The 7,971-nt window shown below is 35.0% G+C and carries 3 protein-coding genes; all 3 read left to right on the top strand.

What is annotated here, in order from left to right:
- The first annotated feature begins 343 nt into the window (after positions 1 to 343).
- The gene (locus tag IQ224_RS08110) at positions 344 to 1,423 is read left to right on the top strand and encodes an amidohydrolase family protein (RefSeq protein ID WP_002747164.1); all 1,080 of its coding nucleotides are present in this window, start codon (positions 344 to 346) and stop codon (positions 1,421 to 1,423) included.
- A 35-nt stretch (positions 1,424 to 1,458) separates the two neighbouring features.
- Positions 1,459 to 2,061: a hypothetical protein gene (locus tag IQ224_RS08105; RefSeq protein WP_002747166.1), complete on the top strand. Its 603-nt coding sequence runs from the start codon at positions 1,459 to 1,461 to the stop codon at positions 2,059 to 2,061.
- 93 nt (positions 2,062 to 2,154) lie between these two features.
- Entirely contained in the window at positions 2,155 to 7,950 is a 5,796-nt protein-coding gene (locus IQ224_RS08100; RefSeq protein ID WP_194032813.1) for an AAA family ATPase, read from the top strand.
- The last annotated feature ends 21 nt before the right edge of the window (positions 7,951 to 7,971 follow it).

Below are 7,971 nucleotides of genomic sequence, written 5' to 3'. Positions count from 1 at the left end.
TGATATCAGCCAGACTTGGAAACTATCTCATCAAATTAGTCCCCCCATAGAACCTCCTTGAGCCATCTTGCACACTTTTCTCTTTTTGTCAAATTTTATGTTAAGAAAGATGTGACTAATGGATAGCCCACTTAGAGGGGTATTCAGGGGGAATGACAACTGTGCCATGATGAAGAATCATTTTAAATTCAATCGCTTCCATTCGTTAAGCTTTATAAAGTGTTGTATCAAGTTTAACCCAATCAATCCATGGAGTTTTAGGGGATGAAAAAAAAGCCTAAAAAAAGCGATCGCTTTTTCCCAATCAAATATAATTTAGGTAGAAAATTGCCAAAAAACCTCTATGCTCAACGGGTACAAAATTATTGATGCTGATTCCCACGTCATTGAACCCCCCGCAATGTGGGGCCAATACCTAGAACCTAAATTTAGGGAATTTGCTCCTTCTGCTGACATGAAAATCAAAGGAGAACCGATTAGTCAAAAAATCTCCCCACAAGTCCAAGCAGAAGGGAATAAGCAGATGATGCAAGCTCATCCCCAAGCTTATCTCAATCGCTATAACCCAGAGTCCCATGTTCAAGCAATGGTACAAATGGGGGTAGATAGGGCCTTTATTTATCCTACTTATGGACTGTGGTTATTTGCCATTGATAGCCTACCCGCCGAAGTGATGGGGGCTTTTGTCCGTGCCTATAATAGATGGTTATCAGAAGAATATTGTAGCTATGACCCGGCCAGACTGAAAGGAGTCGCTGCAGTCAATCAACACGATCCCGAAGATATGGTCAAAGAGCTACACCGCATGGCAAGCTTGGGCTGGAAGGCGGTTTTTTTGCGCCCTAACCCCGTTAAAGGCAGAATTTTGAGCGATCCAGCCTATGAACCCTTTTGGACGGCCTGCGAGGATTTGGACATGGCTGTAGGAATTCATGAAGGCACTCATAGCCGCTTACCTACCACTGGTGCAGAGCGGTTTAATAGTCGGTTTGCGCTTCATGCTTGTTCTCACCCCATGGAGCAGATGATGGCACTGTTAGCCTTAATTGAAGGGGGGGTTTTAGAACGTCATCGGAGGCTGAGGGTGGCGTTTCTAGAGTCAGGGTGTGGTTGGCTTCCCTATTGGTTATGGAAGCTGGACGAGGAGTATAAAAATTTACATTGGGAAGTCCAAGATCGGGTAAAATTATTACCATCGGAGTATTTTCGCCGTCAGTGTTACATTGCAGTGGAACCCTCTGAACCTTGTTTGGCTCAGGTCATTGATTTTATCGGTTCTGATAACTTAATCTTCGGGTCTGATTATCCTCACATGGATCATCAGGCTGATGGGGTAAAAAAAGTTATAGGACTTGAAGACAACTTATCTGAGGAGATAGTTAAAAAAATCGTTTGGGCAAATCCTAAACGTTTTTATCGTTAAATCATAAAACAGTCTTTAAATAAGGAGGCCAAATCATGCTAGGTAAAGTCTTGTACCAAAAAGCTAATAATGTAACCAGAACTCTGTCTGAATTAAAGTCGCAAGACATAGAAATCCCTAAACATACGGAATGGCTAAGACGTGCTTATCAGCAAGGCAAACAAATTTCTCAAATTATTACCTATATCTGGCGGTATGGAGAGGAAACATCAGAAGAAGGAGAAACTGCTCGTCAATTACATACCTATTTTGTTGAAGATCCGAAAAAAAATTTAAAAAAGCTGTTCGCTGCCAATGCCCGAGAAAGGAATAGCAGTACGGAAGCGCATTTACTAGCAACCGTTTTTTGTCCTATCTCTGAAAACATGATATTTCCAATGTTTGATGAGTTTGAACTAGCAGAACGATATCCAGAGCTAGGTTATGATTTCGAAATTAATGTGAATTCCTTTCAAGGGGATCTGGCTGATGCCACAGTCAATGATCCAGAACTACTCAAATGGATTATCCCTTATCCCCCCAAACCACAAGTAAGTGAAATAACAGTTACTGAAGAAGAGTTACAAGCATGGATCAAAAACACAGATAATAATCAATATATTCCCGAAAATCCCTATATTCCTTCCAGTTCTTGTTAAAAGGATTGAGTGACCCACTATTTTTATTAGTGGGTCAAAATTTTACTTCTTTTGTAATAATTATTTGCTCAAACGAAACACTCATAAGGTTACATGGCAGACTATCGAATCATTGCAAACATTTATGAAAGTCCTAATTCTTTAGTTCATCGAGCTATTCTGAAAAAGAATAATAAACAGGTTATTCTGAAAATTCTCAAAGAGAATTACCCAACGCCGTTAGAACTTGCTCACTATCAACAGGAATATGAAGTTACTCGTTCTTTAAATCTGGACGGTGTTATCAAAGCTTATGACTTAGATCGATATGATAATAGTCTAGTGATGCTTTTGGAAGACTTTGGTGGTCAATCTTTAAAAATATTACTCTCCCAAAGTCCATTCACCTTAGAAGACTTTCTAGTGATTGCTATTAAAATCACTGAAAGTTTAGCAGGAATTCATCAAGCTCATATTATTCACAAAGATATTAATCCCTCTAATATCGTCTATAACCCTACAACAGGACAACTGAAAATCATTGACTTTGGGATTTCTACTCGTTTATCCCAAGAATTTCTCACTCCCTGCTCACCTAACCAACTAGAAGGGACTTTAGCTTATATGGCCCCAGAACAAACAGGAAGAATGAATCGAAGTCTAGATTACCGCAGTGATTTTTATTGCCTTGGGGTTACTTTTTATGAGCTTTTAACCAACAAACTTCCTTTTGAATCCACCGATCTGATGGAGTTAGTTCATTGTCATATTGCCCAACAACCCTTGCCGATTCATGAACTCATTCCAGATATTCCTTTAGGTGTTTCCAATATCATCAGCAAACTATTGGCAAAAATACCAGAAGAAAGATATCAAAGTGCTTGGGGAATTAAAGCTGATTTAGAAAACTGCCTTCAGCAGTTGAAAACGTTAGGACAGATTTCTCAGTTTTCTTTAGGCAGCCAAGATATTACTGAAACGTTCCAGATTCCTCAAAAACTTTATGGCCGAGAACGGGAAGTTACTCAACTTTTAACTGCTTTTGATAGGGTTAGTCAGGGAACAACGGAAATGATCCTTATTTCTGGCTATTCAGGAATTGGTAAATCAGTTTTAGTCAATGAAATTCATAAACCCATTACAGGTAAAAGAGGAAAGTTTATTAAAGGAAAGTTTGAGCAATTACAAAATAATATTCCTTATTCAGCTATTTCTCAAGCTTTTCAGACCTTAATCCCCCAACTTTTTAGTGAACCAGGAAATATTTTAAAATTTTGGAAAGAGCAAATTTTAGAAGCATTAAGTAATAATGGTCAAATCATTATTGATGTTATTCCCGAAGTAGAGAAAATTATTGGTAAACAACCACCTGTTGACTTGCTAAAAAAAACTGAAAATAAAAATATATTTAATTTATTTTTTAAAAAGTTTTTAAAAGTTTTTTGCCAAAAGAAACATCCGTTAGTGATTTTTATTGATGATTTACAATGGGCGGATTTCTCTTCATTGAGTTTAATTAAAGAGTTAATATCAGACCCCGATATTCAATATTTTTTGATAATTGGGTCATATCGAAATAATGAGGTTTCTCTGACTCATCCTCTCATAGAGACTTTAGACAAAATTAAGCAAGCTAAAGTAACTATATCAGAGATCGCCCTATATCCATTACAACTGAGGGATATTAATCAATTAATTGCTGATACGCTAATTTGTTCAACGGAAGTTTCGAAACCTTTAGCGAAGTTAGTTAACAAAAAAACAGGGGGAAATCCTTTTTTTGTTACTCAACTTCTTTATTCTTTACACCAGGATGGTTTTTTTGTATTTAAGCCATATTGTCTTAATGGAGAAAAGGGAAACCAAGGTTATTGGCAATGGAATATCAAGCAAATTGAAAGTGTGTCGATTACTGATAATATCGTTGACTTGATGAGTCAAAAAATAAAAAGCTTAGAGCCAGTCGCTCAAGATATTCTTAAATTAGCCGCTTGTATTGGTAATCAATTTAGTCTAAAAACGCTTTCTGTTGTTAATAATCAATCTCTAATGATTACGGCTAAACAACTAAATTTAGCTCTTAATCAAGGTTTAGTAATCCCTTTAAATCACAATTATAAAGTAGCCTTAATTGGGGATTCAGAAGGATTTTCAGAAAAGCAATTAGAAAAAATCGTTAAAAACTACACCCATATTTCCTATCAATTTTTACATGATCGAGTACAACAAGCTGCTTATTCTTTAATTACTGAAGAAGAAAAAAAAAGAACCCATTTACGAATTGGTCGTTTATTACTTAACTCTGTAAGAGAAGAAGAATTACGAGATAATTTATTTAAAATTGTCAATCACTTAAACGAAGGTTCTGACCTGATTACTGAGCAACTAGAACAATATCAATTGGCTAATTTAAATTTACAAGCAGCTAAAAAAGCAAAAGATTCGATGGCCTATAGAACTGCTTTAAAATATTTTCAACTGTCCTTAGAGTTGCTAAATGAAAAAAGTTGGAATGAACAATATAAATTAATGTTTGAAGTGCATCGAGTAATGTTGGAAACCCTTTATCTAATTTCAGAGTACGAACAAGTTGAAGAAAAGTGCAAACTTGTTCTAAAACGAGCCAAAAACATTTTCGATAGAATTTCATTATATGAGATTCAAATACTTTGCTATAATTCTAAAATGGAGCAAAGTAAAGCTATAGATACGGCTCTGATAGCCTTAGAAGAACTCGAAATTGGTAAATTAAAAGAACTCGAAATAAGCAGCATAGAATCAAGAATACAAAAATCTGTAGATTGGTTAATTAAACAGATAGAAGTCGATAATTTAGCTAATCTGCCCGTAATGACAGATATATACAAACTTAAAGCCATAGAAATATTACAACAAATTATGTTTTCTACTATTACTACTAATTTTCCCTTACATATCGAAGTAATATTAACCCAAATTATGCTGTTTATAAAATATGGAAATTCGCCTCAATCTGCGGCAGCCTATATTTATTATGGAATGTTATTATGCTCGACAATTAGTAATATTGATTTGGGTTATAAATTGGGTAATATGTCTATTAAATTATCGCATAATCTTAACGAAAACAAATCAGAAAAAATGAAACTAGAATCTATTGTTAGTTTGCTATATTATGGCTTTATATGGTACTGGAAGAAATGGTTGAGGCAAGAAAAAGAATTAGAAAATTTACTGGAAGGCTATCAGAAAGGAATAAAAAGTGGTAATTTGACTTTTGCCGCTATGATAGCTATCAGCTATTGCTTGTTCAAATTTTTCGGAGGATACAATTTAGATGAGGTTCATAAAAATTATATTAAATACAGAAAATCAATTAGTAATTTAAAGCAAGAATACTCTTTATTTTATATTGATATTTGTCATGTAAGTAATACCTATTTAATAGAGACAACAAAAAACAAAAGCCAAATTTATTTAATTGGTAATAATCAAAAACAAGAGAAAAAATATTTAGAAGATTGGAAAAAAAGTAATAACGAATGGCTGCTGTTTATCTATTATTTTTATCACCAACTCTTAAACTACTTATTTGCTAATTATAAGGATGCTCTCCAACAGGGCATACAAGCGCAAAATTATATTAACTCTTGTAGATCATACTTGCCTGCAACCCAACATTTCTTTTATTTCTCTCTTGTTTTAATCGCTAACTATGTTAATGCTAAATCCCATCGACCAAACCTAGTAGAATTGATTAAGCAAGTTAACAAAAATCAAGATGTTATGCAGTTATGGACTCAACATTGTCCAGAAAATTGTCAACACAAATATGATTTAGTTGAAGCAGAAAAAGCGAGAGTCTTAGGTCAAAACTGGAAAGCTCAAGAATTTTATGAAAAAGCAATTCAAGGAGCAAAAAAATACGAATTCATCCATGAAGAGGCTTTAGCTTATGAACGCGCCTCTGAATTTTATTTTACTTTAGGTAGAGAAGAAATTGCTAAACTATATCTCAGAAATGCTTATCATTGTTACATTCGTTGGGGTGCAAAGGCCAAAGTTAAACAATTAGAAGAAGAATACCCTCAATATTTATTAGGCATTAGCAATCAAAACAAATCTAAAGGACTGAGTACCACCATTTCAACCACTGGTAATGATGGAGCAGTTCTTGATTTAACCACTATTCTTAAAGCCTCGCAAGCGATTTCTGGAGAAATTAAACTAGAAAATCTTCTGCAAAACTTAATGAAAATTGTCATTGAAAATGCAGGAGCGCAGAAAGGTTATTTGATTTTAGAACAGCAAGGAAATTGGGTCATTGAAGCTCAAGGAACAATTGATCAAGAAACGCTTAATATCTTACAGCCGATTCCCATAGAATCTATCGACTATGATCATTCAATTCCTATCTTACCCACTAGCATTATTAATTATGTCGCTCGTACAAAAGGAACTATCGTTTTAAATGATGCCACATCTGAAGGTCAATTTACCAATGATTATTATATTGTGGCTAAAAAAACTAAATCTATTCTTTGTACTCCTTTACTCAATCAAGGTCAATTAAAAGGAATTGTTTATTTAGAAAATAATTTAACAACTAGCGCATTTACCTCAGAAAGGGTTGAACTATTAAATATTCTAGCAGCTCAAGCCGCTATCTCTATTGATAACTCAAGACTCTATCAAACCTTAGAACAAAGAGTAGAAGAACGGACAAAAGAACTCACAAATACTTTAGAGGTACTGAAAGCAACTCAAGCAGAACTTATCTTTGAAAATGACCTGCTTAAAAGTGCTGAACAACCTCCCAAATTTGTCTATCAAGTGGGGGGCAGTTTACCGATGGATGCACCGAATTATGTGGTTCGACAAGCTGATCGCAATCTTTATAAAGCTCTCAAAAAAGGTCTATTTTGCTATGTTTTAAATGCACGTCAAATGGGAAAATCTAGCTTAATGGTACGCATGATGGGTCAATTACAAAAGGAGGGAATTAGATGTGCAGTAATTGACTTAACTCGGCTAGGAACAGACAATATTACCCCCGAACAATGGTATAAAGGATTAGCCGTTGATCTGCTCCGCAGTTTTGGATTAATCAAAGAATTGAAAACTTTTAAAGCTTGGTGGAGTGAACAATTAGACCTGCCTCCTGTACAACGATTAGGAGAATTTATAGAAAATTTTCTTCTAGTTAATAACGATTTTAATCAGAGGCAATCTAGACAATCGACTGTTATATTTATTGATGAAATTGATAGCATTTTAGGGTTAAAATTTGATGTCTCTGACTTTTTTGCTTTAATTCGTTATTTTTATAACCAGAGAGCGATTCAACCTCAATTTCAAGAGCTAACTTTTGCCTTTTTTGGTGCTACCACACCTTCAGCTTTAATTACTGACCCCCAGAAAACACCTTTTAATATTGGTAACGCTATTGAATTAGCAAGTTTTAAAGAACACGAAGCTCAACCTTTATTATATGGGTTAACAGAAAAAGTCAGTAATCTTCAGACCATGCTCAAACAAGTCTTAAGCTGGACGGGAGGGCAACCTTTCTTAACTCAAAAACTCTGTCAACTGATGCGGGATAGTGAGCAACCAATCCCCTCTAATCAAGAAGAACAATGGTTAGCCAACTTAGTAGCAGAAAAAATTATTCAAGATTGGGAGATGCAGGATCAACCCGAACATTTAAAAACTATTCAAGATCGCCTTCTTCAAAGTCCAAACCGAACCCATTTATTAACCTTGTATCGACAAATTCTCCATCAAGAAGCAATACAGATTGATAACAATCCCTATTTACCTGAGTTGTTTTTATCTGGATTAGTGGTAAAGCGTCACGGGAAAATGGACGTTCATAATCGGATTTATCAGACGATATTTAATAATGATTGGCTTGAGCGATCGCTATCTTAAAACCATGGTTCAAAAATTTAT

This window comes from Microcystis sp. LEGE 00066, from assembly GCF_015207925.1.
Taxonomy (GTDB): Bacteria; Cyanobacteriota; Cyanobacteriia; order Cyanobacteriales; family Microcystaceae; genus Microcystis; species Microcystis ichthyoblabe_A.
This window is presented reverse-complemented; position numbering and strand designations above follow the sequence as displayed.